The organism is Caulobacter sp. GW821-FHT05F04, from assembly GCF_059419665.1.
This window is the reverse complement of sequence record NZ_JBWKSF010000001.1, coordinates 64,281-88,060: the sequence shown is the minus strand read 5'-3', so window position 1 is coordinate 88,060 and position 23,780 is coordinate 64,281. Positions and strand designations below refer to the sequence as shown.

General features: G+C 67.9%; 24 protein-coding genes. 12 read left to right on the top strand and 12 right to left on the bottom strand.

The window, feature by feature from the left end:
• The first annotated feature begins 34 nt into the window (after nucleotides 1–34).
• Nucleotides 35–964, top strand: a complete 930-nt coding sequence (locus AC07R7_RS00515; protein WP_492883770.1) for an outer membrane protein assembly factor BamD — start codon at nucleotides 35–37, stop codon at nucleotides 962–964.
• A gap of 83 nt (nucleotides 965–1,047) precedes the next feature.
• Nucleotides 1,048–2,745, top strand: a complete 1,698-nt coding sequence (gene recN / locus AC07R7_RS00510; RefSeq protein ID WP_494633582.1) for a DNA repair protein RecN — start codon at nucleotides 1,048–1,050, stop codon at nucleotides 2,743–2,745.
• Between the two features lie 76 nt (nucleotides 2,746–2,821).
• On the opposite strand, the gene AC07R7_RS00505 is transcribed toward recN, so the two are convergent.
• On the bottom strand, nucleotides 2,822–3,943 hold the full coding sequence (locus AC07R7_RS00505) for an acyltransferase family protein (protein WP_494633580.1): 1,122 nt from the start codon (nucleotides 3,941–3,943) through the stop codon (nucleotides 2,822–2,824).
• Nucleotides 3,944–4,076: 133 nt separating this feature from the next.
• On the opposite strand from AC07R7_RS00505, the gene ligA reads away from it, so the two are divergent.
• The 3 genes from ligA to AC07R7_RS00490 all read left to right on the top strand — a co-directional run bounded on the left by ligA (nucleotide 4,077) and on the right by AC07R7_RS00490 (nucleotide 7,589).
• A complete protein-coding gene (gene ligA, locus AC07R7_RS00500; RefSeq protein WP_494633579.1) occupies nucleotides 4,077–6,428 on the top strand; it encodes an NAD-dependent DNA ligase LigA in 2,352 nt (783 codons plus the stop codon).
• Nucleotides 6,404–7,039 (top strand): 3'-5' exonuclease, encoded by a 636-nt coding sequence (locus AC07R7_RS00495; protein WP_494633577.1) that lies wholly within the window; start codon nucleotides 6,404–6,406, stop codon nucleotides 7,037–7,039. The genes ligA and AC07R7_RS00495 overlap by 25 nt, the downstream gene beginning before the upstream one ends.
• 124 nt (nucleotides 7,040–7,163) lie before the next feature.
• Nucleotides 7,164–7,589: a DUF2147 domain-containing protein gene (locus AC07R7_RS00490; RefSeq protein WP_494633575.1), complete on the top strand. Its 426-nt coding sequence runs from the start codon at nucleotides 7,164–7,166 to the stop codon at nucleotides 7,587–7,589.
• Nucleotides 7,590–7,605: 16 nt separating this feature from the next.
• Here AC07R7_RS00490 and AC07R7_RS00485 read toward each other — a convergent pair whose 3' ends face one another.
• From AC07R7_RS00485 to AC07R7_RS00475, 3 genes are read right to left on the bottom strand one after another with little or no spacing between them, the layout of a single operon-like run.
• Nucleotides 7,606–9,417: an aminopeptidase P family protein gene (locus tag AC07R7_RS00485; protein ID WP_494633573.1), complete on the bottom strand. Its 1,812-nt coding sequence runs from the start codon at nucleotides 9,415–9,417 to the stop codon at nucleotides 7,606–7,608.
• 38 nt (nucleotides 9,418–9,455) lie between these two features.
• Entirely contained in the window at nucleotides 9,456–10,322 is an 867-nt protein-coding gene (locus AC07R7_RS00480; RefSeq protein WP_492841175.1) for a 50S ribosomal protein L11 methyltransferase, read from the bottom strand.
• 39 nt (nucleotides 10,323–10,361) lie between these two features.
• Nucleotides 10,362–10,874, bottom strand: a complete 513-nt coding sequence (locus AC07R7_RS00475) for a hypothetical protein (protein ID WP_494633571.1) — start codon at nucleotides 10,872–10,874, stop codon at nucleotides 10,362–10,364.
• 92 nt (nucleotides 10,875–10,966) lie between these two features.
• Here AC07R7_RS00475 and AC07R7_RS00470 point away from each other — a divergent pair, with 92 nt between their 5' ends.
• Nucleotides 10,967–12,130: a low temperature requirement protein A gene (locus AC07R7_RS00470; protein WP_494633569.1), complete on the top strand. Its 1,164-nt coding sequence runs from the start codon at nucleotides 10,967–10,969 to the stop codon at nucleotides 12,128–12,130.
• Here the strand turns inward: AC07R7_RS00470 and AC07R7_RS00465 are convergent.
• Nucleotides 12,127–12,288, bottom strand: a complete 162-nt coding sequence (locus AC07R7_RS00465; protein ID WP_494633567.1) for a hypothetical protein — start codon at nucleotides 12,286–12,288, stop codon at nucleotides 12,127–12,129. The genes AC07R7_RS00470 and AC07R7_RS00465 overlap by 4 nt on opposite strands.
• A 247-nt stretch (nucleotides 12,289–12,535) precedes the next feature.
• On the bottom strand, nucleotides 12,536–14,962 hold the full coding sequence (locus tag AC07R7_RS00460) for a DUF3553 domain-containing protein (RefSeq protein ID WP_494633565.1): 2,427 nt from the start codon (nucleotides 14,960–14,962) through the stop codon (nucleotides 12,536–12,538).
• A gap of 144 nt (nucleotides 14,963–15,106) precedes the next feature.
• On the opposite strand from AC07R7_RS00460, the gene AC07R7_RS00455 reads away from it, so the two are divergent.
• Both AC07R7_RS00455 and AC07R7_RS00450 read left to right on the top strand, forming a co-directional pair.
• Nucleotides 15,107–15,313, top strand: coding sequence for a hypothetical protein (locus tag AC07R7_RS00455; protein WP_494633563.1), 207 nt, complete (start codon nucleotides 15,107–15,109; stop codon nucleotides 15,311–15,313).
• Between the two features lie 3 nt (nucleotides 15,314–15,316).
• Nucleotides 15,317–15,589 carry a hypothetical protein gene (locus AC07R7_RS00450; protein WP_492883788.1) on the top strand — a complete coding sequence of 91 codons (273 nt, stop codon included), beginning with the start codon at nucleotides 15,317–15,319 and terminating at the stop codon, nucleotides 15,587–15,589.
• Here the strand turns inward: AC07R7_RS00450 and AC07R7_RS00445 are convergent.
• Genes AC07R7_RS00445 through AC07R7_RS00435 form a run of 3 tightly spaced genes read right to left on the bottom strand, consistent with a single transcriptional unit; the run spans nucleotide 15,573 to nucleotide 16,927 of the window.
• Nucleotides 15,573–15,797 (bottom strand): ribbon-helix-helix domain-containing protein, encoded by a 225-nt coding sequence (locus tag AC07R7_RS00445; RefSeq protein ID WP_492883790.1) that lies wholly within the window; start codon nucleotides 15,795–15,797, stop codon nucleotides 15,573–15,575. The genes AC07R7_RS00450 and AC07R7_RS00445 overlap by 17 nt on opposite strands.
• 16 nt (nucleotides 15,798–15,813) lie before the next feature.
• Nucleotides 15,814–15,990, bottom strand: coding sequence for a DUF4169 family protein (locus AC07R7_RS00440; protein ID WP_492101026.1), 177 nt, complete (start codon nucleotides 15,988–15,990; stop codon nucleotides 15,814–15,816).
• 22 nt (nucleotides 15,991–16,012) lie between these two features.
• Nucleotides 16,013–16,927, bottom strand: coding sequence for a DUF6807 family protein (locus AC07R7_RS00435; protein ID WP_494633562.1), 915 nt, complete (start codon nucleotides 16,925–16,927; stop codon nucleotides 16,013–16,015).
• Nucleotides 16,928–17,063: 136 nt separating this feature from the next.
• Between AC07R7_RS00435 and AC07R7_RS00430 the strand changes: the two genes are divergently transcribed.
• Complete coding sequence (locus AC07R7_RS00430; protein ID WP_492841155.1) at nucleotides 17,064–17,306, top strand: DUF2171 domain-containing protein; 243 nt, start codon at nucleotides 17,064–17,066, stop codon at nucleotides 17,304–17,306.
• 102 nt (nucleotides 17,307–17,408) lie between these two features.
• Nucleotides 17,409–18,047, top strand: coding sequence for a glutathione S-transferase family protein (locus AC07R7_RS00425; RefSeq protein WP_494633560.1), 639 nt, complete (start codon nucleotides 17,409–17,411; stop codon nucleotides 18,045–18,047).
• 60 nt (nucleotides 18,048–18,107) lie between these two features.
• Here AC07R7_RS00425 and AC07R7_RS00420 read toward each other — a convergent pair whose 3' ends face one another.
• Both AC07R7_RS00420 and AC07R7_RS00415 read right to left on the bottom strand, forming a co-directional pair.
• Entirely contained in the window at nucleotides 18,108–19,310 is a 1,203-nt protein-coding gene (locus tag AC07R7_RS00420) for a pyridoxal phosphate-dependent aminotransferase (RefSeq protein ID WP_494633559.1), read from the bottom strand.
• Nucleotides 19,311–19,438: 128 nt separating this feature from the next.
• Nucleotides 19,439–20,107 (bottom strand): AAA family ATPase, encoded by a 669-nt coding sequence (locus AC07R7_RS00415; RefSeq protein WP_492883798.1) that lies wholly within the window; start codon nucleotides 20,105–20,107, stop codon nucleotides 19,439–19,441.
• Between the two features lie 226 nt (nucleotides 20,108–20,333).
• Between AC07R7_RS00415 and AC07R7_RS00410 the strand changes: the two genes are divergently transcribed.
• Nucleotides 20,334–21,053, top strand: a complete 720-nt coding sequence (locus AC07R7_RS00410; RefSeq protein ID WP_492841149.1) for a TVP38/TMEM64 family protein — start codon at nucleotides 20,334–20,336, stop codon at nucleotides 21,051–21,053.
• Here the strand turns inward: AC07R7_RS00410 and AC07R7_RS00405 are convergent.
• Nucleotides 21,016–21,696 (bottom strand): TetR/AcrR family transcriptional regulator, encoded by a 681-nt coding sequence (locus AC07R7_RS00405; protein WP_494633556.1) that lies wholly within the window; start codon nucleotides 21,694–21,696, stop codon nucleotides 21,016–21,018. The genes AC07R7_RS00410 and AC07R7_RS00405 overlap by 38 nt on opposite strands.
• Nucleotides 21,697–21,745: 49 nt before the next feature.
• Between AC07R7_RS00405 and AC07R7_RS00400 the strand changes: the two genes are divergently transcribed.
• The gene (locus AC07R7_RS00400) at nucleotides 21,746–23,716 is read left to right on the top strand and encodes an alkyl/aryl-sulfatase (RefSeq protein WP_494633554.1); all 1,971 of its coding nucleotides are present in this window, start codon (nucleotides 21,746–21,748) and stop codon (nucleotides 23,714–23,716) included.
• Nucleotides 23,717–23,780 lie beyond the last annotated feature (64 nt).

Genomic DNA, 23,780 nt, shown 5'->3' with positions numbered 1-23,780 from the left:
TTGCACGGCGCTGGGGCGCACGTTTGCTTCGAGGGTGAGAGACTCCGTGCTTCGTAATTTCAAGGGACGTTCGGCCGTCACGATCGCCGCCATGCTGGTCGCCGTGTCGGTGGCGGGCTGCGCGGGCAAGGCCAAGAAGCCGACCCTCGCCTACGAAGAGCGCCCGGTCGAGCTGCTGTATTCCACGGGCGCCAACCGCCTGGACCGTGGCAACTGGAACGAAGCCGTCGACTATTTCCGCGAGGTCGAGCGCCAGCACCCTTATTCGGAATGGTCGCGCCGCTCGATTCTGATGACCGGCTACGCCCACTACATGGGTAACCAGTACGCCGACGCCATCGGCGACTCGGACCGCTTCATCTCGCTGTACCCCGGCAACCCGTCGGCCCAGTACGCCTACTATCTGAAGGCCATCTGCTATTTCGAGCAGATCGTCGACGTGAACCGCGACCAGGCCGCCACCGAGCAGGCCCTGGCCGCGCTGCGCGACGTCGTCCAGCGCTACCCGACCACCGAGTACGCCCAGGACGCCCGCTTGAAGATCGACATGGTCAACGACCAGTTGGCCGGCAAGGAAATGGCCATCGGCCGTTACTACCTGAAAAACGGCCAGACCCTGGCCGCCATTGGCCGCTTCAAGACGGTCATCGAGAAGCACCAGACCACCTCGCACACGCCTGAAGCGCTCTATCGTCTGGTCGAGGCCTATCTGACCATCGGCCTGACCGAGGAAGCCAAGCGCAACGGCGCGGTTCTGGGCTACAACTTCCCGGGCGACCGCTGGTACGCCGACGCCTACAAGCTGCTCAACGACAATGGCCTGCGTCCCGCCGTCGAGCCGCTGAAGGCCGGCGCCAAGCGCAACGTCCTTGAGCGCGTCCTGTCGAAGGACAAGGACACGACCCTGGCGCCTCCGGGCGAAAAGAAGTCCAGGAAGGGCCTGATGGGCGTCCTGGGCATGTAGAAGCGACGGGATCGGATGCCTGGTCCCGTTTCGTTCTACCTTTGCGCTTTGAAAAATCCTGATTCCCGGCGATCTTGCGCATCATGCTGATCGGCCTCTCCATCCGTGACGTCGTGCTCATCGAGAGCCTAGACTTGGCCATCGGCGAGGGCCTGACCGCGCTGACCGGCGAGACCGGGGCGGGGAAGTCGATCATTCTCGACGCCCTGGGTCTGGCCACTGGCGCGCGCGCCGACGCGGGGCTGGTGCGCCGAGGGGCCGCCGGCCACGCCTCGGCCACGGCGATGTTCGCCCTGCCGGCCGACCACCCGGCCTTCGCCTATCTGGACGACAAGGGCCTGGCCTACGCCCGTGACGAGGATCTGGTCCTGCGCCGGCAGTTGTCGCCCGACGGTCGCAGCCGCGCCTTCGTCAACGACCAGGCCACCAGTGTTGGCGTGCTGAAGGACCTCGGCGCGCTGCTGCTGGAGGTTCACGGCCAGCACGAGACCGTCGGCCTGCTGGATCCCAAGACCCACCGCGGCCTGCTGGACGTCTTCGGCGGGGTCAGCGTCGGCGCCGTCGGCTCGGCCTGGAGCGCCTGGCGCGCCGCCCGCGAGGCGGCCGCCGCGCTGCGCGACCTGGCTGGCCGCGCCGCCGCCGAGACCGAGGAACTGACCCTGCGCCTCTCCGAACTGGACCGTCTCGATCCCCGCGAAGGGGAGGAGGCGGCCCTGGCCGAGGAGCGGGCCCTGCTGAGCTCGGCCGAGAAGGCGATGATCGACATCGCCTCGGCCCAGGACGCCCTGGGCGGCGACGCCTTGTCCGGAAAGCTGGCCCAGGCCTATCGCGCCTTGGAGCGGGCCCGCGAGCGCGCCCTGCAGGCCGGCGCCCCGGCCGACGGCGCGGCCATGACCCGGCTATCCGCCGCCTGCGAGGCCGTCGACCGGGCTCTGGTCGAGGCCCAGGAAGCCAGCGCCGCCATCGACTCGGTCGCCGAGAGTTTCGAGTTCGAGCCCGATCGCCTGGAAAAGGCCGAAGAGCGCCTGTTCGCCCTGCGCGGCATGGCCCGCAAGCTCAATGTCCTGGTCGAGGATCTGCCGGCCAAGCGCGCCGAGTTCGCCGCGCGCCTTCAGGCCATCGAAACCTCCGAAGAGGCCCTGAAGGCCGCCGACAAGGAGGCCGCCGAGGCCCGCGAGGCCTATCTCTACGCCGCCGAGGCCTTGTCGACCGAGCGCCGCGCCGCCGGCGACGCCCTGGCCAAGGCCGTCGAGGCCGAACTGGCCCCGCTGAAGCTGGAAAAGGCCCGGTTCCGCGTCGCTGTCGAGCCCCTGGCCGAGGATCGCGCTGGCCCGACCGGCCTGGACCGCATCGCCTTCGAGATCTCGACCAATCCCGGCGCGCCGTTCGGCCCGATGGAGGCTATCGCTTCGGGCGGCGAACTGGCCCGCTTCGCCCTGGCCCTGAAGGCGGCGCTGGCGGGGCGCGGCGGCGGTCCGCAGCCGCTGATGATTTTCGACGAGGTGGATCAAGGCGTCGGCGGGGCCGTGGCCGACGCGGTGGGCTTGCGCCTGAAGCGCCTGGCCTCGAACGCCCAGGTTCTGGTCGTCACTCACTCGGCCCAGGTCGCCGCGCGGGGCGACGCCCACTGGCGGATCTCGAAGTCGGGCGACGACACCTCGACCCGCACCAAGGTCGAACCGCTCAGCCCGGGCGAGCGCGAGGAAGAGATCGCGCGGATGCTGTCGGGCGCCGAGGTGACGGAAGCCGCGCGCGCGGCGGCGCGGGCCTTGATGGCTTAGAGCCGGCACTACCCAGTCAAATCTATTCTTGTCATCCCGGCCGCAGCGAAGCGAAGAGCCGGGATGACAAGTGAAGTTAGGCTTGAGCGGTAGAAGCTGACACCTTCACTTCAAGCAGTTGTTGGGAACGGCCCTTCATCCACCGCTGCAACGGCGCGTCGACCGCCCGCTCGAACAGCCACGCCACGACGATCGTCGCCGGGATGGCCAGCGCCCACAGCGCCCAGGCCGCCGCCGAGGACAGGCCGAGCTTGCTCTCGACCATCCGCGCGACGCCGAACCACATGGCCGCCGTCAGGGTGTTGGTCAGAAACAGCGAGAACGACAGCTTCCCGGCCACGCCGGCCCAGCGCCAGGCGCGCGGCTTGGAGGCGCCGGCCGCGTAGATCAGGAAGCCCAGCAGGGCCAGGCTGAAATAGTCGAACCGGCCCAGGGCCTGGATGCCGACGACGGCAGCCAGGGTCGCCACGGCCAGCGGCAGGGCCTGTCGGCGCGCCAGGGTCGTCACCGGCAGGCGGGCGACCAGCAGGCCGATCATGAACAGGGGGACGCCCCGGATCAGGCCGAAGCGCAGCGGCAGCTGGTAGCCGGGGATGCCGAAGACCATCAGCGCGGCCTGGTCGATGGCGACGTAGGCGCAGACGCCCAGGATCAAGAGCGTCAGCGGTCGCCGCGTCGCCGCCACCCGCCGCCAGACCATCGGGAACAGAGCGTAGGCCACGATCAGGGCCGACAGGGTCCAGGTCGGGGTGTTCCAGCCCGAGCTCCCTGGCACGAACCAGGCTTGGACCAGGAAGACCTGCGGCAGCAACTGGTCCCACTGGAACCACTGCGGGTTCTGCGGCGCCAGGCCGATCGCCGAGGTTCCAACGAAGAACGCGACGAACAGAGCCAGCATCACCAGATGCGGCGGCCAGATGCGCTGCACGCGCCGCTTCAGGAAGGTCAGGGTGTCGACGTCGGCGCTTTCAACGCGGGGGCCATAGGCCCGGGCCAGCACATAGCCGGACAACATCAGGAAGAAATCCGTCGCCAGATAGCCGCGCCCGAAGGCCGGCGACAGGCTGAACAGCGACACCGGGGCCCGCTCGGCCACGTGGTAGAGCACGATGAACAGCGCCGCCAGGAACCGCAGGGCGTCCAGCGGACCGTCCCGCGACAGGACGGGCAGAGCGTTATTTGTGCCGGCTTTGAACATCGAAGGCTCCTTCAAGCCTTGCGGCGCAAGGGACGGGCCAAATTTCCCCTGACAGGCGACCACATCGCTGACTCCCCCCGTCAGGACGGCGTTGCTAACCTGCGGGGACTTCCCGTCTTTCGGATTCGCCGCTGTGTCCCTCATCCCCGTCGCCGACCTCACCGAAGCCCAGGCCGTCGAGGAACTGGAGCGCCTGGCCGACCAACTGACCGCGCACGACATCGCGTATCACCAGAAGGACGCGCCCACGATCAGCGACGCCGAGTACGACGCCCTCAAGCGCCGCAACCTCGACATCGAGACCCGCTTTCCGCATCTGGTTCGCGACAATTCCCCGTCCATGCGGGTTGGCGCGGCGCGGGCCGAGCAATTCGCCCCGGTCGAGCACGGCGTGCCGATGCTCAGTCTCGACAACGCCTTCTCCAACGACGAGGCGATCGAGTTCGACGCGCGGATTCGGCGTTTCCTGCGTCTCACGCCGTCCGACACCGTCGCCTATACGGCCGAGCCCAAGATCGACGGCCTGTCGGCTTCGCTGCGCTACGAGAAGGGCGTGCTGGTCCAGGGCGCGACGCGCGGCGATGGCCGGGTGGGCGAGGACGTCACCGCCAACCTGCGCACCATCGCCGACATCCCCCACCGCCTGAAGGGCTCGGGCTGGCCCGACGTGATCGAGGTGCGCGGCGAGGTCTATGTCGAGCTGGAGGCCTTCGCAGCCTTCAACCAGGCCGCCGAGGCGGCCGGGCAGCGCACCTACGCCAATCCGCGCAACTTCGCCGCCGGCTCGCTGCGCCAGATCGATCCGAAGATCAGCGCCCAGCGGCCGCTGCGGTTCTTCGGCTATGCCTGGGGCCTGGTGTCCGAGCCGTTCGCCGACAGCCAGTGGGGCGCGCTGGAGAAGCTCGCCGAGTGGGGTTTCGTCACCACGGCCCCGCCAGCCAGGCGGGTCGAGAACGCCCAGGGCCTGCTGGACGTCTACGCCCAGTTCGAGGCCCTGCGGCCCACGCTAGGCTTCGACATCGACGGGGTCGTCTACAAGGTCGACGACCTGGAGCAGCAACGCCGCCTGGGTTTCGTGTCGCGCTCGCCGCGCTGGGCCATCGCCCGCAAGTTCCCGGCCCAGCGGGCCCGCACGATCCTGGAAGCCATCGACCTGCAGGTCGGCCGCACCGGCGCGATCACGCCGGTGGCGCGGCTGAAGCCGGTGACGGTCGGCGGCGTTTCGGTGACCAACGCCACCCTGCACAACGCTGACGAGATCGCCCGCCTGGACGTCCGCCTCGGCGACACCGTGGTGATCCAGCGGGCCGGCGACGTGATCCCGCAGATCGTCGAGGTGGCCCTGGATGCGCGGCCCGATCCGGCGCCCGCGCCTTACGAATTCCCGCACGTCTGTCCGTGTCCGCTGAAGACGCCGCTGGCCCGCGAGGTCACGGCCTCGGGCCAGGAATCGGTGGTGCGCCGCTGCACCGGCGAGTTCGCCTGTCCGTTCCAGCGGGTCGAGCATCTGCGCCATTTCGTGTCGCGCCGCGCCTTCGACATCGAGGGCCTGGGCGAGAAGCAACTTCAGGCCTTCTTCGACGAGGGCTGGATTACCGAGCCGGCCGACATCTTCAAGCTGGCCAAGGACGAGGACAAGCTCTCGGCCCTGCGCGAACGCGAGGGGTATGGCGAGACCTCGGTCGCCAACCTGGTCAAGGGCGTCGAGGCGCGCCGTACGATCGGCATGGACCGGATGATCTACGGCCTGGGCGCGCGCGACATCGGCGAGACGACCTCGACCGTGCTGGCCCGCAACTTCGACCGCTTCGAGGACCTGCGAGCCGCCGCCGAGGCCGCCGCCAAGGGCCTGCCGGGCGAGACCTATCTGGAGCTTTCCACCGCGCCGGGCGTCGGGCCCAAGGCGTTGGACACGCTGGTCGAGGCGGGGAGAGGCGGTCTGGTCGCCGATCCCTGGCCGCAGACCGACGACCTGGAGATCAAGATCGGCCATGCCGTGCCGAAGCTGACCAAGCCCGCCCGCGCGGCCCTGGCCCAGCGCTACGGGACCTGGGACGCCTTCGCACAAGGGCTGGTCGCCGCCGCCTCGGGTGCGCCCGGCGAGGACTACCTGCACCTGGCCGCCATCGACGGCGTTGGTCCGGTGGCCGCCCAGTCGCTGGCCCGGTTCTTCGCCGAGGAACATAACCGCGCCAAGGTCGCCAACCTCGTCGCCGAGCTGGACATCCAGCCGGTCGCCAAGCCCAAGACCGACACGGCCGTGGCCGGCAAGACCATCGTCTTCACCGGTTCGCTGGAGAAGATGACCCGCGATGAGGCCAAGGCTCAGGCCGAAAGCCTTGGTGCGAAAGTCGCCTCGTCGGTGTCGAAGAAGACCGATCTGGTGGTCGCCGGTCCCGGCGCGGGCTCGAAACTGAAGACGGCGACCGACCTAGGCATCCAGGTGATGACCGAAGACGAGTGGCTGGAGATGGTCGCCAAATGAAGGTCATCGCTCTGGACTTCGAGACCGCCAATGAGCAGCGCGCCAGCCCGTGTTCGATCGGCCTGGCCTGGATCGAGGACGGCCAGGTGGCGAGGGTCGAGCACCACTACATCCGCCCGCCCGGGAACCGGTTCGCGCGGTTCAACATCGCCTTTCACGGCATCGGTCCTCAGCATGTCGAGGACGCCGACGAGTGGCCGGACGTTCTAGAGCGGCTGCGGCCCGAACTGGAGGGCGCGCTGGTGCTGGCCCACAACGCCTCGTTCGACGTCAGTGTGATCCGCCGGACATGCGAGCACTATGGGGTGCGGGCGCCGGGCTTCGACTATCTGTGCACGGTGCAGGTGGCGCGCGGCGTCTGGCCGGAGCTGTCGTCGCACAAGCTGAACGTGGTCTGCGGCCACCTGGGCGTCGACTTCAAGCACCACGACGCGGCGGGCGACGCCTATGCCTGCGGACAGGTGGCGCTGGCGGCGGCGAGCTTGAACGGCGCGCCGCATGTACGCGACCTTCCGGGCCGCCTGGGCATGACCCTCGGCCGGCTGGACCACGACGGCTACACGCCGCCCAAGGGGGCGGTCAGCGCTCGCCGCCCCCGGGTCCACGGCTGAGGCCCGTCGCCGCAAACGCAATTCCCGCCTCGTTTTCGCCTTCGGCCTTGTCCTGACTGGGCGGATCACGCAACGAATGGGTTCAAACGCGCATTTGATGGCGCGAACCTACTGGGAGTATCGAATGCTGCGCACTATCCTGCTCGCCGCCGCCATGGCCGTTACGGCCGGCTCGGCCGGCTCGGCCTTCGCGGCCGACGTCACCGGGGTCTGGCAGACGCCGACCAACGGCGGCCAGGTCGAGATCGCCCGCTGCGGCAACAGCCTGTGCGGCAAGCTGATCACGTCCGACCACATCAAGGCCAACCCGGCCCAGAAGGACGCCAAGAACAAGGACGAGTCCCAGCGCGGCCGTCCTTTGAAGAACCTGCAGATGCTGTACGACTTCTCCGGCGGCCCGACCAAGTGGACCGGCGGCAAGGTCTATAACCCCGACGATGGCGGCACCTATTCGGGCACGGTCGAACTGCTCAGCGACAACGAACTGAAGCTGAAGGGCTGCATCGTCGCGCCGCTCTGCAAGACGCAGCGGTGGACGCGGTTGAAGTAGGCTTCGCGCGCGCCGCCTAGAGCGGCGCGCAGACCTCTTCCATCCAGGCGCGGACCTCGGGCTCGACCCGAGGTCCGATCTCGCGCAATACGCGAGCGTGATAGGCGTCGAGCTGCGCTGTTTCCTCGGCGCTCAGCAGGCTCTTGTCGATCAGGCGGCGGTCGATCGGCGCCAGGGTCAGGGCCTCGAAGCGGTGCATCGGGCGGTCGCCGCCGGGGACGTCCTCGGCCGGCATGACGACTTCCAGGTTCTCGATCCGGATGCCGTATTCGCCGTCCTTGTAGTAGCCGGGCTCGTTCGAGACGATCATGCCGGGCTGCAGGGCGATGAGGTTCGGGGCTTTGGAAATCCGCTGCGGGCCCTCGTGAACCCCCAGATAGACGCCGACGCCGTGGCCGGTGCCGTGATCGTAGTCCAGGCCGTGCGCCCAGAGCGCGGCGCGGGCGAAGGCGTCGATGGCCGAGCCGGTGGTGCCGGGCGGGAAGCGCAGGCGCGCGATGGCCAGGTGGCCTTTCAGCACCAGGGTGTTGCGGTTGATCATCTCCGCCGACGGCTCGCCGATGGCGACCGTGCGCGTGACGTCGGTGGTGCCGTCCAGATACTGCCCGCCGCTGTCGACCAGCAATAGAGAGCCCATGGCGGCGCGCTCGTTGGAGCGTTCGGTCGGGTGGTAGTGGGGCAGGGCGCCGTGGCCGTTGGCCGCGCCGATGGTGTCGAAGGACAGGTCCTTCAGCCGGCCCGTGGCCTCGCGGAAGCCTTCCAGCTTGGCGACGGCCTCCTTCTCGTCCGGCGGGTTGATCTGGCCCTCGGTGGCCAGCCAGTGGAGGAAGCGGGTCAGGGCCGCGCCGTCGCGCTTGTGGGCCTCCCGCGTGCCGTCCAGCTCGACGCCGTTCTTGCAGGCGCGCGGGAGGGCGCAGGGATCCATGGCCCGGACGATCTTGGAACCGGCGGCGGCCAGCATGTCGAAGTACCAGGCCGAGGACTGGCCGGGATCGACGAGCACGGCCTTGCCCGACAGGTCGCCCAGTGCCTCCTCCAGCTTATCCGGCGTTTCCAGCGAGACCTGGTTGCCGAGCCAGGCGGGCAGATCGGTGGTCACCTTGGCCGGTTCGAGGAACAGGCGGGCCGTGCCGTCGGCGTTGAGGATGGCTTGCGCCAGCGGCAGGGGGGAGCGAATGACGTCGCCGCCGCGCACGTTGAACAGCCAGGCGATCGAGGCCGGAGCGGTGATCACCGCCGCATTGGCGCCAAGGGCGGCGATCGACGCGCCGACGCGGGCGCGCTTGGAGTTGGACTCCTCACCGGCATATTCAACGTACTGCGGCACGACCGGCGCCATCGGCTGGGCTGGGCGAGCTTCGCCCCAGGCCTGGTCGATCGGGTTGGCGGCGACGGGCTTGAGCACCGCGCCGGCGCGGGTTGCGGCGGCCTTCAGGCCGTCCAGGGCGGAGGGGCTGTGCAGGCGGGCGTCGTAGCCGATCACCGCATCCCTTTCGACGGTCTCCAGATAGGCCTGCACCCCGCCCTCGACGAGGTCGCGGATCTCGAACACGCCCTGGTCGACTTGCTGGCGGACTTGCAGCGTATAGCGACCGTCGACGAAGACGGCGGCGCGGTCCTTGAGGATCACGCCCGCGCCGGCCGAGCCGGTGAAGCCGCTGGCCCAGGCCAGGCGATCGTTGGCGGCCGGCAGATATTCGTTCTGGTGCTCGTCCTCGTGCGGCACGAGGAAGCCGTCCAGCCCCTGCGCGGCCATGGCGGCGCGGATCAGCGGAACATGCTTGGGCCCGAAGGACGGGTCGGTGGATTCGTCGAAGGTCTGGCGCATGGGGAGGATTTAAGCCTCCCCATGCGAACAGGGAAGTCCTACGGCCGCTGCAGAACCAGCGTCGCCCAGGCGTCGCGGTGGATGCGGCTCACGACCTTGAAGCCGCGCGAGAGGTAGGCGGCCTTGACCATCCGCTCCTGGGTGCGCAGCAGGCCCGACAGGATGACCGTGCCGCCGGGAACCAGGGCGCGCTTGATGTCCTGGGCCAGGCTGATCAGCGGGCGGGCCAGGATGTTGGCGAACACCAGATCGTAGGGGGCGTTGTTGGCCACAAGCGGATTCGACAGACCCGAGGCGTGCACGAACCGGGCGTTGGCCTTGTTGACCTTGGCGTTCTCCTTGGAGATCCGCACGGACGGCTTGTCGATGTCGGTGCCGACGGCCAGCTTGCTGCCGGTGCGGGCGGCGGCGATGGCCAGCAGGCCGGTGCCGGCCCCGACGTCCAGCACCTTGTTGAACTTGCGGGCCTTGATCAGGCGGTCATAAGCCTGCAGGCAGCCGACGGTGGTGCCGTGGTGGCCCGTGCCGAACGCCGCGCCAGCCTCGATGCGCAGGTTGACGGTGCTGGCTGGCAGGCGGCCGCGGTCGTGCATGCCATAGACGAAGAAGCGGCCGGCGCGCACGGGCGGCAGGCCCGACAGCGCCATGGCCAGCCAGTCGGCGTCGGCCAGGGTGTCGCGCACGACCTTCAGGTCGTATTCGCCCAGCAGGGCCATCAGGCTGGCGTCTTCCTCATCGGTGGTCGGGAACGCGTCGATGCGCCAAATGCCCTTATCCTCGTCCTCTTCGAGGATCGAGTAGGTGGCGCCTTCCAGGCCCGGATGGTTGTCGATGGCGTCGGCGGCGGTCTCGGCTTCGGCGCGCGCGCCGCGGGCGACGATCTGCTGGGGCGTATAGTCGGTCATGCCGCTCCGTTAGCGGCAAAGGCGTCAAAAAGCGAGCCTTCAGCGCGTCGTCATGCCCGTGGCGGCGGCGTCGACCATCATCGGGGGCGTGGAGGCCGATATGGTTTGGGGCTTGCGGTCCTCGGGCAGGGAGATGTCGAGGATGTCGCCGCGTTCTGACGCCCAATTCGGCGCATCGGCTGGCGGTGGGGGCGTCGCCGGACCGTGCTGGGCGGGGACATAGGGCGGTAGCTCGGGCGCCGGCGGCGGTTCGTAGTCAGCGTACTGGATCGGCGGCGGGGGCTGCGTCGCCCGCAGGAAGTCCGTACCGACCACGTAGTCCGGGATCTTGCCCGCCGGCCAGGAGATCGGCTCGGCGTAGTCCTGTCGCGCATACTGGGCGGGTTCCATCTCGGGCGTGTAGCCGAGATGCTGGTCGCCGGTCTGCATGGCCAGGCCCGCCAGGCCCGCCAGGGCGCCGAGCACGGCGCAGGCCGGCGCGCCAAGGGCGACGGGGCGGGTGAGGGCGAAGGCCTTCAGACGGCCAAGGATGTGTTCGAGCCACGGGGCCATGTCGGCATAGCGCGCGACGAAGGCTTTTGGTTCGAAATCCCGCTCGCGAGACTCAGCGGCCGGACTCTAGGTTGGGCGTGAAGAGGGACGTCATGAGCCAAAAGCCGCTGCTGCGCGAACGCCACGGGCGCGAACACGCCCGCGTCACCTATGTGGAGCTGTTCTTCGACCTGGTCTTCGTGTTCGCGGTCACCCAGCTGTCCCACGCCGTCATCGGACACCCGACCGGCCTTGGCCTGCTGCACGCGGGCCTGTTGCTGCTGGCGGTCTGGTGGGCGTGGGTGTTCACCGCCTGGGTCACTAACTGGATGGATCCCGAGCGGACGCCGGTGCGGGTGATGCTGTTCGTGATGATGGCGGCGGGCCTGGTGCTGTCGGCCGCTATCCCGGACGCCTTCGGAAAGCGCGGCCTGGTCTTCGCCTGCGCCTATGTGTTCATCCAGGTCGGGCGGAGCCTGTTCTTCCTGGTCGGCGTCTGGCGCGAGCCCGCCCACCGGCTGAACTTCATCCGCATCCTGTCCTGGCTGTCCCTGTCGGCGGTCTTCTGGATCGGCGGCGCCTTCCAGCAGGGCGAGGCGCGGCTGCTGATCTGGGCTCTGGCCATGGCCATCGAATACGCCTCGCCGGCCATGGGATTCTGGACGCCCGGCCTGGGGCGCTCGTCCTCGACCGACTGGGTCGTCGAGGGCGGTCACCTGGCCGAGCGCTGCGCCCTGTTCACGATCATCGCCCTGGGCGAGTCGGTGATCGTCACCGGGACCACGGTGGTCGGCCTGCCATGGACTTTCGAGGTGATCGCCGCTTTCGCCAGCGCCCTGGTCTGCAGCATCGCCATGTGGTGGATTTATTTCTCGTTCACGGCCGAGGCGGCCAGCGAGGCCATCGCTCATTCCGACAATCCCGGCCGGATCGCGCGGGTGGCCTACACCTACAGCCACCTTCTACCGGTGGCCGGGGTCATCGTGGCGGCGGTCGGCGACGAGTGGGTGCTGCACCATCCGCTGGGCCATACCGATTTCAAGACCGCCGCCGCCGTGATCGGCGGACCGGCGCTGTTCCTGTTCGGAGCTCTGGTCTTCAAGCTGGCGGTGTTCAGGCAGTGGTCGAGGACGCGGATCGTCGGCCTGGCGCTGTTGGCGGGGCTGACCCCGATCGCGAGCCACGTCAGCCCGCTGACCTTGTCGATGGCGACGACCTTGATCCTGGTCGTGGTCGGGGCGTGGGAGACGTGGCTGGCGGAGAGACGGCTGACTTAGCCGATCTGGTCGATGACGATGTCGCGCAGTTGGGCGCGGGTAAGGCCCGGCCAGACCCAATCGGGCTGGGCGGAACGCGCGGGCGTCGCGGTGCGGAAGGTCGAAGGCATGTGGGGCGCGCTCTTGGCGGCGGCCTTACGGGTAAAGTTGGTTTTCATAAAGTTCCAGACAAGGGTCGGGCGTGTCGCCGGACCCGATAGATCATAAGGGGTGGAGATATCCGCCCGGAGCCGTCGATGACGGTGGGGGCGATGGAGCGCCTAGTTGCTCAGCCACCTTGGCTGAAGCGTTTGGCTGCTTCCTGACTAGCATATGGTTATCGGCTTGTCGCGTTCAACCCCCGCGACATCGGGGCGCGGGGGAAAGATGCTCCTCACGCGCCGCGGGGGAGCATCCGCCATTGTTTCAAGCCTTCTCGACGAAGCTGTCGATGACCTTCTTCTCGCCGGCCTTATCGAAGGCCACGGTCAGCTTGTTGCCCTCGATGGACGTCACTTGGCCGTAGCCGAACTTGACGTGGAACACCCGGTCGCCGCGCGCATAGGCGCTGCCGGCCGGGGCCGAGACGGCGACCAGGCGGCCTTCGCCCTCGATCGGCGCTGAGCGGGCGGACGAGCCGGCGCGGACGCCCTGGGGGCCGCGCCAGGCGGGGTTGCGCTCGCCAAAACCCGCCGTGCGTTCCTGGGCGCGCTTCCAGCCGGGGCTGTCATAGCTGCTGCCGGCCTGGAAGGCGGAGGTGCCGGGATCGTCCCAGCGCGAGGCGGCCGTCGACTGCATCCCCGGGCCGCCACCGTAGTAGCCGGTCTCGGAGCCCGCATCGACGTGGGCGATTGGCAGTTCGTCGACGAAGCGGCTGGGCAGTTGCGATGTCCAGCGGCCATAGACCTGACGGTTGGCGACGAAGCTGATCAGGGCCTGCTCGCGGGCGCGGGTAATGCCGACATAGGCCAGGCGGCGCTCTTCCTCGAGACCCTTTTCGCCCTTGTCGTCCATGCTGCGTTGGCTGGGGAAAACGCCTTCCTCCCAGCCGGGCAGGAAGACCAGCGGGAACTCCAGACCCTTGGCCGAGTGCAGGGTCATGATCCAGACGGCGTCGCCGGTGGCTTCGCGGTCCAGGTCCATGACCAGCGACACGTGCTCTAGATAGGCCTCCAGAGTGTCGAAGGCGCCCATCGACTGGACCAGTTCCTTCAGGTTCTCCAGCCGCGTCTGGCTGGTTGGGCCCTTGTCGAGGCGCAGGGCGTCGGTATAGCCGCTCTCCTCCAGCACCGTCTCCAGCAGGCGCTGGTGGTGGACCGAGCCGATCAGCGAGCGCCAGCGGTCGAGGTCGCGGATGAAGTTGCTGAGCGCCGTGCGCGTGCGGGCCGGCAACTCGTCGCTGGCGATGATCTGGCGCGCCGCCTCGACGGTCGAGACGCCGCTCAGCCGGGCGATCTGCAGCAGCTTCTGCACCGAGGTGTCGCCGATGCCGCGCTTGGGCGTGTTGACGATCCGCTCGAAGGCCAGGTCGTCGTCGGGCGACTGGATCAGGCGCAGATAGGCGTGGGCGTCGCGGATTTCGGCCCGTTCGAAGAAGCGCGGGCCGCCGACCACCTTGTAGGGGATCTGCAGCATCACGAAGCGCTCTTCGAAAGCGCGCATCTGGAAGCTGGCCCGCACGAGAATGGCCATCTGGTTGTACTTGCGACCAGCCTTCTTGGCCCGCTCGATCTCGTCGGCGATCATCCGGCTCTCGGCCTCGCCGTCCCAGACGCCGCTGACCCGGACCTTCTCGCCGCCGGTCGCCTCGGTCCACAGGGTCTTGCCCAGCCGGCCCTTGTTGGCGGTGATCAGCCCCGAAGCGGCCGCCAGGATGTGCTCGGTCGAGCGGTAGTTGCGTTCCAGCCGCACGACCTTGGCGCCGGCGAAGTCGCGCTCGAACCGCAGGATGTTGTCGACCTCGGCTCCGCGCCAGCCATAGATCGACTGGTCGTCGTCGCCGACGCAGCAGACGTTTTGGCGGCCCTGGGCCAGCAGGCGCAGCCACAGGTACTGGGCGACGTTGGTGTCCTGGTACTCGTCGACCATCACGTATTTGAAGCGGCGCTGGAACTCGTCCAGCACGTCGGGATGGCCGGTGAACAGGCTGATATTGTGCAGCAAAAGGTCGCCGAAGTCGCAGGCGTTCAGGACGCGAAGGCGGTCCTGGTACTGACGATAGAGGCTGATGCCCTTGCCGTTGGCGAATTCGCCGGCCTCGCTGGCCGGCACGCGGTCGGGCGTCCAGCCGCGGTTCTTCCAGCCGTCGATGATCTGCGACAGAATCCGCGGCGTCCATCGCTTGGCGTCGATGTTCTCGGCCTCGATCAACTGCTTGAGCAGCCGCTCGTTATCGTCGGTGTCGATGATCGTGTAGTTCGACTTCAGCCCCACCAGCTCGGCGTGGCGGCGCAGGATCTGGGCGGCCACCGAGTGGAAAGTGCCCAGCCAGCGCAGCCCTTCCGCCTCCGGACCGATGATGTGGGTGATCCGCTCGCGCATCTCGCGCGCGGCCTTGTTGGTGAAGGTGACGGCCAGCATTTCCCAAGGGCGGGCGCGGCCCGTCGCCAGGATATGGGCCAGCCGGGTGGTCAGCACGCGGGTTTTGCCGGTGCCGGCCCCGGCCAGGACCAGCAGCGGGCCTTCGGTGGTCTCGACCGCCTCGCGCTGCTCGGGGTTCAGGCCGTCCAGATAGTTGGGCGTGGCATGGCCATGGGCCGGCGGCTGCGGCCGGGCCAGGTCGGAGATGCGCGGAGAGGGCAGGTCGCCCGGAAAGCCGCCAGCGGCTTCGAGCGAGTCATCATCGGGATACATGGAACATATGTAGCACAAACCGCGCGCAGCTTAAGCCCCAACAGCGCCGCCGCGCGGCGGTGAAAGTGTCGGGAAAGGAACTTCGGAGCTCGCGTACCGTTGATCCGCCATCACGAACAAAGCCGAACAGGCACGGAGACTCTCATGGCCGAAGAAACCAGCGGCGGCGGCGGCAACATGGGCTTGGCGTTCATCGTGGGCGGCCTGGTGGTCATTGTCGCGGTGCTCGCCTTCTTCATGATGTCCGGCGGCTTCACGCAGAACAAGAAGGTCGACGTGAACATCTCGGCCTCGGCGCCCAAGTTGCCGGATGCGCCGAGGCTTCCGGAAGCGCCCAAGGCGCCGGGCTGATCGATGGCCAAGACGCTTGCTCATAACGGCGGTCATCATGGTCGGCGCGAGGGCGGCGGCCTCTGGGCGGCCTTGCTGGTCGTGGCCGTGCTCGGCGCGGCGGTCTGGGGCGCGTGGACGCTGGGTGTGATGGCCGGTGATCGGGCCGACTGGCGCCAGAGCCTGCCGGTGCTGTCGAGAACACTGCGCCAAGCGCCGAACCCGCAGCCAACGCCGATCCCAACACAGCGTCGTCCAGCGGTGACGCCCGAAGCGCACGCTAGCCTGTCGCGCTAGTCTCAGTCGCCCGCGCCAGCGCGAACACCCGACAGGCCGAGGCCAGCGGCCGCTCCCCGCGCTCCAGGTCGATCCTCTGGACCAGACCGGCCAGGCTCACCGCCTCATCGGTCGCCGCGCGCTCCAGCACCGCCCAGAACTCCGGCTCCAGAGCCAGCGAGGTCGCGTGGCCGGCCAGGTTCACCGAGCGTTTCTTCAAGCCAGCCATATGACGTCCATTGGCCTCAATCCTCGCGCTTGGCGCCGTCGAGGTCGCGCTTAAGCTTGTCGGCGCGCGCCGCGTCCAGGGTTTTCTCGGCCTTGGTGCGGCCGAACTTGGCGCGGTTCTCGGACGCCCGGGCCTTGTCATCGGCCTTAGCCTTGGCCTTGCGGGCCTGGTTCAGATTGACGATGTCGGCCATTTCTCCAGGCTTTCTTGCGGGCTTACGGGGACTTCTTCTTGGGGATGGGACGAATGACCAAGGTTTCCTGAAGATGCAACGCCTCATCCTTCTTGAGGACCAGCGGCGCGCGGCCGGGGAAGACGCAGTTCTGCATCGAGCGGTCGCTATACAGCATCCAGCGCGTGACCGCCTGACCATTGGCCTTGCAGGCCAGGCCCACCGCCCAGGCGGGCGCGGCGTCCCCGGTCCAGGCGAAGCCCATGTTGCCGCCGGCGGTGATCGCCGCGCCATTCGGGGTGATCGTCTTGCCCCCAGAGGCGAAGGTCAGGTGCTCGGGATCGACCAGCCGGATCGAGAAGCCGCCGAAGCCGCGGTCGTCCTCGCTGCCGCCCAGGCCCAGGGCGTCGACGCGCGAGGTGATCGTGGTGTCGAATTCCACCCGTCGCGCGCCGCTCTTCAGGGGACGCACGGTGACCTTGGTGGTCTCACGGGCGACATAGGCCAGCTCCGGTCCGGAATTGACCATCCAGTCGACCTCGACCGTCAGGGTCCCGCCGCCCTCGGCGTCGCCCAGGAACGTCTTGGAGCGGACGAAGTAGCTGAGGCCCTTCATGTGCCAGCCGTCGGCGACGGTCTTGCCGTCGGTCTGGACCTTCATCCAGGCCCACCAGATACCGCGCTGGTGCGGGTGGTCGCCGGGTCTGTCCTCGGTCAAGGCCGTTCCGTCCGGCGCGTAGAGCACGCCGACATAGTTTGAGCGGCCCGGCTCGGCGGCGGGATCGAGCGGCTTGGTTCGGTAGACCAGCACGGTCCTGCCCGCCTCGGTCAGGGTCACCGCATCGTCGGCGAAAATGGCGTCGACCCGCTTGCCGATCGCGGGATCCGCCCTAGCGGAAGACAAGCCTGGGCCGGCGACCAGGAGCAGGGCGCTGGCGAGAAGGGCGCGGAGGCTCATACGTCGTCCCTCGAATTCTTCAGAACGTATCAAGAACAATCCGTGCGTGCATGGCAAGCTGAAACTTAACCACGGGCGTGGCCGTTTGATGTCGCGAGGGACCCGTGACGGTCTCGCTCAATCTTGGAGACGACACATGATCGACCTCTCGCAAATCAAGGAGCACCAGGAAGTCGTGGGCTCGGACGGCGGCCATGTCGGTCGCGTCGATCACATCGTCGGCGGGGAGATCGAGCTGGCCAAGCTGGATCTGGGCGCCGGCTTCAAGCACCACATGATCCCGCTGGACTGGGTTGAATATATCAATGACGACAAGCTCCACCTGAGCGTGACCAAGGACGACGCCAAGTCCAAGTGGCGCGAAAAGCCCAAGGACTAGACACTCGGTGAACTCCAAGGCCTTCGCCTGAAAAGGGCGGAGGTCTTTTGCTTGACCGGACCCCGGAAGCATCCGCCTATCCGCCGCATCAGCGGAGAGGGTTTGATGTACACGTTCTATGGTTCACCCAGCACGGCCGGCACGGCCATCCACTGGCTGCTGCTGGAGTTGGGCGTTCCGTTCGAGGCCAAGCTGCTCGATTTCGACAAGGCCGAGCACAAGACGCCCGAATATCTGGCGCTCAATCCTGACGGCGTCGTGCCGACCCTGATCGTCGATGGCGCGCCGATCACCCAGATGGCTGGCATCGCGACCCTGCTGGCCGAGCGTCACCCGGAGGCTGGCTTCGCCCCGCCGCCAGGATCTGCCGCTCGGGCCGAGTATCTGAGCTGGACCCTGTGGCTGGCCAACAGCTTCCAGCCGCACTTCCGGGCCTGGTTTTATCCGCATGAGCCCGCCAGTGGCGAGGCGCAGGCGGCCGTCCAGGCGGCCGCCCGTGAACGGATCGAGGCGGGTCTGGCGCGGCTGGACGCCCGCCTGGCCGACCGCGACTATCTGGTCGGCGGCCACTTCACGACCGTGGATCTGCTGGCGACGATCCTGTGCCGCTGGACGCGCAACATGCCCAAGCCGGCGACTGAATGGCCGAACCTGAAGCGCTATCTCGACACGATCCGCCAGCGGCCGGCGCTGCGGGAAGTTCACGCCCGCGAAGGCCTGACCGACTGGATCGATGGCTAAAAAGAAGAAGGGGACCGGCGCGAACCGGTCCCCTTCATCGTTTCAACGCCGTAGCGCTGTTTACTTCACGCTGGCGCAGAAGCGCTGGATGCGCGCGCAGGCGTCTTCCAGGATCTCGTTGCTGGTCGCGTAGCTGATGCGGAAGAACGGCGACAGGCCGAAGGCCGCGCCGTGCACGACCGCCACGCCCTCGGCTTCCAGCAACTCGCCGGCGAAGTCCTCGTCGGTCGCGATGACCTTGCCCGACGGCGCGGTCTTGCCGATCAGGCCGGCGCACGACGGATAGACGTAGAAGGCGCCTTCCGGGGTCGGGCACTGCAGGCCAGTGGCCTGGTTCAGCATCGACACCACCAGGTCGCGGCGCTCCTGGAACAGCTTGGCGTTCGGCTTGATGAAGTCCTGCGTGCCGTTCAGCGCCTCGAGCGCGGCCCACTGCGAGATCGAGCAGGGGTTCGAGGTCGTCTGGCTGATCATCTTGCCCATGGCCTTGATCAGCGCTTCGGGACCCGCGGCGTAGCCGATGCGCCAGCCGGTCATCGAATAGCCCTTCGAGACGCCGTTCATCGTCAGGGTGCGATCATAGAGCCTGGGCTCGACCTGGGCGATGGTGGTGAATTCGAAATCGTCGAACACCAGGTGCTCGTACATGTCGTCGGTCAGCACCCAGACCTGCGGGTGGCGCAGCAGGACGTCGGCGATGGCCTGCAGCTCGGCGCGGGCATAGGCGCCGCCCGAGGGGTTCGACGGGCTGTTGATGATCAGCCACTTGGTCTTCGGGGTGATCGCCGCTTCCAGGGCTTGCGGCGTGAGCTTGAAGCCGCTCTCGGCGGTGGTCTCGACCGGCACCGGCGTGCCGCCAGCCAGGAGGACCATGTCGGGGTAAGACACCCAGTAGGGCGCGGGGATGATGACTTCGTCGCCGGGGTTCAGGGTGGCGACCAGGGCGTTGTAGATCACCGGCTTGCCGCCCGGGGCGACGTGGACCTGGCTCGGCTTGTAGTCCAAACCGTTCTCGCGCTTGAACTTCGCGCAGATGGCGGCCTTCAGCTCGGGCATGCCGTCAGGGTCGGTGTATTTGGTCTTGCCGGCCTTGATCGCCTCGATCGCGGCGTTCTTGATATTGTCCGGCGTGTCGAAGTCGGGTTCGCCCGCGGAAAGGGCGATCACGTCACGACCAGCGGCTTTCAGCGCGCGCGCCTTGGCGCTGATGGCGATGGTGGCCGACGGTGCGATGCGCCGCAGTGCGGCGGACTCGAGCGACATGATGCAGGACTCCCCTGTGCTTACTGGTCCGCCAAACGGGACCGTTTCAGGATTGCGGGGGTCTTTACGCGCCCGTTCGCCGCGGCGCAACGCGGTTAGGCGACATTCTGGTGAAGGCTCGGAAAGCGTCAGGCCTGGTTCGCGGCGAGGGTCTTGACGTGGTCGCCCAGCAACAGGGGGGCGATCAGATCCCATAGCCGGTTGATCTCCTCGGCGGCGGCCGAGCCGGGCTCCCATTCGCAAACCGAGCGGCCGTGGGCGACCGACTGCTGAAAGACGGCGCGGGCGCGCAGGCCGACCGGGGCCAGCGGCATACCGGTGAAGCGCAGGGCCTCGGCGGCCTTGATCACGGCCGGCGGCTCCACGCCGTTGCGGCGCGAGGGGGCCTGGCTGAGAACGATGACGCCCTTCTTGCCCAGGCGACGGACCGACTCGGCCGAACGCGCCACCGAGGCGATATCCAGGAAGGTCGGGCGGCAGACCAGCACGCACAGGTCGGCGCTGTTGATCGCCTGCAACACGTCGGCTTCCGGGGAGGCGGGGGTGTCGATGACCAGGGCGTCGAAGTCGCCGTGCTGCGCCTGGGTCTGGGTCGAGAACAGCTTGCCGGCGTTGATCTCGGCCAGCAGCGGGCCGTCGCCGGTGCGGGCGCGCAGGGAGTCCGACGCCGACCGCTGCGGGTCGATGTCGGCCAGCATGATCTTCAGTCCCGCCAGATGGGCGGTAATGGCCAGGTTCACCGCCAAGGTCGTCTTGCCGGCGCCGCCCTTGCGCGAGATCACAGCCAGGGTCTTCACGATAAAACTCCTTACAGGGCCAAGGTTTTCCGTCCTTGCGGCCTGTGGATAAGTAACGCTGTCATGTGAAGCCCGTGCAACCGAAATGTCGTAACGGGCGAATCATGTGTCCCCGGATCGCGTTTCGCGGCGCCCGCCGGAAAAGCGCCTCTTTCTCCAGCAGGTGTCCGCTGTCGTTTGCCGCGGCGCCGCTTGACCCTGGCCGGCGCCTGGGCGAGGAGGGGCCGTGATCCGCCGCATCATCGACTTCTTGACCAATATGGACGCCCGCGCCTGGCGCACGGTGGCGGTCTCGTTCGTGCTGTTCGGCGGAGTCGGCGTCGTTTTCCTGTTCGGCGCGCAGATGCTAGGCGTCAATGGCGAGACGGCGGTCGAGCACTGGCTGGGCGCGGCCAGCGGTCCGTGGGCCCTGCCGATGGCCGTGGCGGCTTTCGCGGTCATGGCCTTCCTGGGCGTGCCGCAGTTCGTGCTGATCGCCGCGGCGGTGGTCGCCTTCGGGCCGTGGACCGGTTTCGCCTATAGCTGGATCGGCACTCTGGTCTCGTCCCTGGTCGGCTTCTGGCTGGGCCGGGCCTACGGCGCGCGGATCCTGCGCGACTTCGCGGGCGAGGGCGTCAACAAGTTCATGCGGATGATCGGCAAGAACGGCTTCACGGCCAGCCTGATCGTGCGCCTGGTGCCCTCGGCGCCGTTCATCATCGTCAACATGGCCGCGGGCGTGACGCCGATGAAGCTACGCGACTTCGCCGCTGGCACCGCTATCGGCATCGTGCCGAAGATCGCCCTGACCGCCTTCGCCGGCAATTCGATCGTCCAGGCCATGAGGGGCGGCGGCAAGCAGCATATCGTCATGATCGCCCTGGCCGTCGTCATCTGGCTGGCCATGGGCCTGGTCAGCCGCGCCTGGCTCAAGAAGCGTGAAGCGGCGGAAGAGGCGGAGTCGTAAGCCCCGCCGCCGCGTAGGTCGCTTCGCGCCAGGCGCGGACAATCTCGCCGAACCAGCGCGTGCGGGTGGTGTCGTCCATGCCGTCGGTCTCTTCGACCCCGGCCGCCCAGGCTTCGATCACGAACGGCATGAAGGTGCGGGCCGCGTGTCTGCAGGTCGCGCGCTGGGCGTCCGAGGCGTCTTCCGGCGGCGCGACGAACGGTTCGATCAGCTTGGTCAGCAGGATTTCCAGGGCCTCTCGCCAGACAGCCGCCTCGGGCGCGCCTCGGGCGTCTCGGAGCAGCAGCAAGGCCAGCTTCGGATTGGCGCGCGACATCTCGACCAGGCGCGCGATGCTGGAACCGTAGCCGCCCCAGGGCCGGCCGGCGTCGGCCTTGATCCGGACCAGCATCTCGCCGAACAGCGCGTCGATCAGGCTCTGGCGCGAGGGATAGAGCCGATAGATCAGGATCTTGGCCACGCCCATGCGGTCGGCGACGTCCTGCATGGTGGCGACCTGCAGGCCCTTTTCGGAGAACACCTCGACGGCGGCCTCCAGCACCGCGAGACCGCGCGCGGCCTTGTCGACCCGGGGCTTGGGCTGACCTGGGCGACCTCTGGGGACAGGGGCCTTGGTCGGGGGGACTTTCGCGACTCCGCTCATGGATGCTATGTATAATGAAACTATAAAGTTTCAAAACATGGAGGGCGGGATGCGTAGGGAGATTCTGGCGGCCGGTGTCGCGGTTCTGGTGATAGTCGCGGGCGCGGCGAGGGCAGGGGATCTGGCCACCGCGATCACGGCCGACAGGCAGAAGGCCTTCGCCGCGACCTTGCCGATGGCCGACAATCAGGACTTCGCCTTCGCCGACCAGGGCTTCCTGGGCACGCGCGCGGATCCTTTGATCAAGCGCGCCGATGGCCAAGCCGCCTGGAACCTGGCGGCCTATGATTTCCTGAAGGGCGAACCGCCGGCGACCGTGAATCCCAGCCTGTGGCGACAGGCGCAACTGCTGTCCAAGCACGGGCTCTTCAAGGTCAGCGACCGCGTCTACCAGGTGCGCGGCTTCGACATCTCCAACATCACCTTCGTGCGCGGCGACAGCGGCTGGATCGTCATCGACCCGCTGACCATGAAGGAAACGGCCCAGGCCGCCCTGGAGCTGGTCAACGACAAGCTGGGCGTCCTGCCGGTCAAGGCGGTGATCTACACCCACAGCCACAGCGACCACTTCGGCGGCGTGCGCGGGGTTGTGGACGAGGCCGACGTCAAGGCCGGCAAGGTGGCGATCGTCGCCCCCGAGGGCTTCATGAAGGAGGTCGCCGCCGAGAACATCCTGGCCGGCAACGCCATGGGCCGTCGGGCCCAGTACCAGTTCGGCATCATGCTGCCGCCTGGCGTCGAGGGGCAGATCACTTCGGGCATCGGCCAGACCATCGCCAAGGGCTCGATCACCCTGATCCCGCCGACCATCAGCATAGACCATACGGGCCAGGAATTGACGCTCGACGGCGTGAAGATCCGCTTCCAGTACACGCCCGGCACCGAGGCGCCGGCCGAGATGAACCTCTATTTCCCGGACCTGCGCATCCTGGACATGGCCGAGAACGCCAATGTCACCATGCACAATATCCTCACGCCGCGCGGCGCGCTGGTCCGCGACAGCAAGGCCTGGGCCGACGACCTGACCGAGTCCATCCGCCTGTTCGGCGATGTCTCCGACACCATGATCACCAGCCACGGCTGGCCGCGCTTCGGCGGGACGGCGGTCAGGGATTTCCTGGCCGATCACCGCGACGCCTACAAATATCTGCACGACCAGACGGTGCGGATGATGAACCTGGGCCTGACCGGGGACGAGATCGCCGCCAGGATCCAGCTGCCGCCGGCCCTGGCCAAGGACTGGTTCAATCGCGGCTACTACGGCTCGATGAGCTTCAACAGCCGCGCGGTCTATCAGCGCTACATGGGCTGGTACGACGCCAACCCGGCCCACCTGGAGCCCGCGCCGCCGGCCGACGCGGGCAAGCGCTACGTCGCCGCCATGGGCGGGGCGACCAAGGTCAAGGCGATGGCCAAGGAGGCGGCGGGGAAGGGCGATTACGCCTGGGCCGCCACCTTGCTGAACCACGCGGTGATGGCCGACGACGGCGACAAGGAGGCCAAAACCCTGCTGGCCTCGGCCTACGACCAGATGGGCTACCAGACCGAGAACAGCCTGTGGCGGAACATCTACCTGACCGGCTCCGACGAGCTGCGGGGCGGGGTGCGCAAGCTGCCGGCCTCGATGACTCCGCTGGGCATGCTGGCGGCCCTGGACAGCGCGATGATCTTCGACGTGCTGTCGGTGCGCCTGAACCCCGACAAGGCCAAGGACGGGCGCCTGCGGATCATCTTCGTGTTCCCTGATCGGAACGAGCGGTTCCTGGTCGAGGTGCGCAATGGCGTGCTGGTCGCCCAGCCGTCTCCCAAAAGCGAAAATGGGGAGGGCGAGAAGGCTGACGCCACTCTGACCGTGGCGCGGCCGGTGTTTTTGGAGTCGCTGTTCACGGGCAAGTCGCTGGTTCCGAAGATCCTCACCGGGCAGGTCAAGCTCGAGGGCGATCGCGCGGCGATGGGGCGGATGACGGGATGGTTTGACGCGTTCCCGACCGACTTCCCGATCGTTACGCGCCCAAATTAATCTAGACCTGGAATAAACTTGCGCCAGCGGCGACGGATCGCGCGGCTGGCGCAAATTGCTTGCT